General features: G+C 72.7%; 2 protein-coding genes and 1 pseudogene. 2 read left to right on the forward strand and 1 reads right to left on the reverse strand.

Going from position 1 to position 2488, the window contains the following annotated elements; genetic code table 11:
* Both JF597_RS54425 and JF597_RS54430 read left to right on the forward strand, forming a co-directional pair.
* A partial coding sequence (locus JF597_RS54425; protein WP_294014545.1) for a TetR-like C-terminal domain-containing protein occupies positions 1-254 on the forward strand: 254 nt, incomplete at its 5' end.
* Between the two features lie 301 nt (positions 255-555).
* On the forward strand, positions 556-1545 hold the full coding sequence (locus JF597_RS54430) for an SDR family oxidoreductase (protein WP_294014546.1): 990 nt from the start codon (positions 556-558) through the stop codon (positions 1543-1545).
* Positions 1546-1786: 241 nt separating this feature from the next.
* On the opposite strand, the pseudogene JF597_RS54435 reads toward JF597_RS54430, so the two are convergent.
* A pseudogene (locus JF597_RS54435) lies at positions 1787-2488 on the reverse strand (cytochrome P450); the annotation flags it as partial.

The following is a 2488-nucleotide window of genomic DNA, read 5'->3' on the forward strand; positions in this document are numbered from 1 at the left end:
GCACTCCACCGGCCGACAGCGGCAGCGGCGACCGCACGCTCGACGGGCAGTTGCGGCAGTGGGCCCGCTCCCAGCAGCGGCCGGACACCCCGCCGCGCGCCGCCCGCGCCGCCATCCTGATCTGGTCACGGGTGCACGGCATCGTGAGCCTCGAACTCACCGGCGTCTTCGACAACCGTCCCCTGGAGGCGCAGCGGCTGATCGACTCGGAGATCGACAACGCCGTCCGGTCACTGGAACCGGACGGCTCCTGAGGGGCGGACGGGCTGCTCCGGCGCTCCGTCTGCCACAGCCGCCGGTACGCCGACCGTCCGCACCACTCGTTCCCATGCTGTGACCGCGCCGCACCATCGCGCACGGAGGCCTCGCGTGGCTGGCCGCCGTGACCGGTGCTGCCGCCGTGGACGGCCCGAGTGGGCGCAATCACGTAGGTCACGGGCCGAAGGGCTTGCGTATGACCGGCGGCCTTGTAGGTCGGTTCGGTGTCAGCCGGGTACCCGTTCCGCCACGGAGGCGGGCACAGGGCGCCCGCTCGGCTGACCTGAGGAGGTACCCATGGGACTGCGCGATCACGTCGTGGTGGTGACCGGAGCATCCAGCGGCATCGGACGGGCCACGGCCGAGGCCTTCGCCCGCAAGGGCTGCGCCGTGGTGCTGGCCGCGCGCCGCGAGGAGGCACTGGAGGCGGCGGCCAAGGAGTGCGAGAAGCATCGCGGGGCACGGACGCTGGTCGTACCGACGGACACGACGGACGCCGCGGCGGTCGAGAACCTGGCCCGGCGGGCGGTGGCGGAGTTCGGCCGGATCGACGTCTGGGTGAACAACGCGGCTGTCAACGCCTTCGGCCGCTTCGAGGACGTGCCGCTGGAGGACTTCCGCAAGGTCCTGGACGTCAACGTGATGGGCTACGTGCACGGAGCCCGGGCCGCGCTGCGGGTGATGCGGGAGCAGGGGACGGGCACGCTGATCAACATCTCGTCCATCGTGGGTGCGGTGTCACAGCCGTACAGCCACCCGTACAGCATGTCCAAGCACGCCGTCCAAGGGCTCGGTTCGAGCCTGCGGCAGCAGCTGCGGGTCGAGGGGATGAAGGGCGTGCACGTGTGCACCGTGATGCCCGCGACCATCGACACCCCGCACTTCCAGCAGGCGGCGAACTACACCGGACACAAGGTCGTCGCCATGCCGCCGGTCTACACCCCGGAACGCGTCGCCCGGGCGGTCGTCGACCTCGTGCGCCATCCTCGCCGCGAGGTGGTGGTCGGTCCGGCGGGCCGCGCCCTGGTACGCCAGTCCCGGATCATGCCCGGGCTCGCGGAGCGGTCCATGGCACGGCAGACGGACAAGAGTCATCTCGATCACGACGAGGCCGCCCCGGCCACCCACGGAGCGCTGCACGTACCGGCTTCCGGGGAAGGCGCCGTGCGCGGCGGCTGGCACGGGCGGCGGCGCACCGCGATGCGCAGGACCGCCGTCGCCGCCGCACTGGCCGGAGCGGCCGTGACCGCCGGGCGCAAGATGACTCGCGCCGCGGCGGCTGCCTGAGGGCGAACGGCTGCGGGCCCTGACACGGTGATGCGGCCGAGGCCTGCGGGCCCCGGCCCCGTGCCGGCACGACGTTGCCCGCCCGGTGCGACAGCGAAACCGGGCGGGCAACGTCGTGCCGCGGCAGGTCAGTGGCTCGTTCCGCGGGACTCCAGGGGCGCAGCGCGGTCAGCGGTCTCGCCCGACCGGACCCAGACGGTCTCCTGCCGCCCGGGTACACCAAGCGTCTTCATGACACTCCTTACGTCGGGCCATGAGCCGCCGCCGGAACACGGGTCCGGACAGCCTGGATGACGAACCCGCTGCGCACTCGCGCCGGCATGCGGGTCAGCGGGATCCGCAGGTCCTGTTCGGGCACGTCGTACTCCAGCCGGGCCAGCCGCGGTCCGAGGGCCGCCAGCAGCGCCACCGTGATGTCCTCGCCGGGGCAGCGGTGGCCGGTGGCCCGGTGGTTCTGCCCGTACAGGTCGAGCAGGATCAGGGTGCCGGCCGGGATCGGCTCGCCCTGCCACTCCAGATCTGTCACGGCCCGGCCGCCGAGGAAGGGCGCGAAGGGGTAGAAGCGGCGCAGTTCGTGGGCGAAGGCCACGGCGTAGGCGGCATCGTCCTCGCGCAGCCGTTCCTTGACTCCGGGGGTGCGCAGTGCGTGACCGGCGTACGAGACGAACCAGCACACGGCGACGGTGGGACGGATGACATTGAGCAGTTCGACCGCGGCGGTGTGCGGGTCCAGGAGCCGGCCGTCGGCGTCACGGTGGCGGACCACCGTGTCCAGCGCCGATCCGGCCGGAGCGGTGACGCGCCCCGCCCGTATCTCTTCGACCAGGCCCCCCAGCCAGGCCTCACTGCGAGCCCGCGCCCTGCGTGCTTGCCAGTGGCGCGGTCCCGGCGTGGCGAAGCCGTCGACCATGGCGACAAGGTCCCGGGCCGTGGAATCCGCGTC

Source organism: Streptomyces sp., from assembly GCF_019510245.1.
Taxonomy (GTDB): Bacteria; Actinomycetota; Actinomycetes; order Streptomycetales; family Streptomycetaceae; genus Streptomyces.

Bases quoted from the DNA above. Each gene is read 5' to 3' on its own strand.
- JF597_RS54430 (WP_294014546.1), top strand. From the start codon at position 556: ATGGGACTGCGCGATCACGTCGTGGTGGTGACCGGAGCATCCAGCGGC.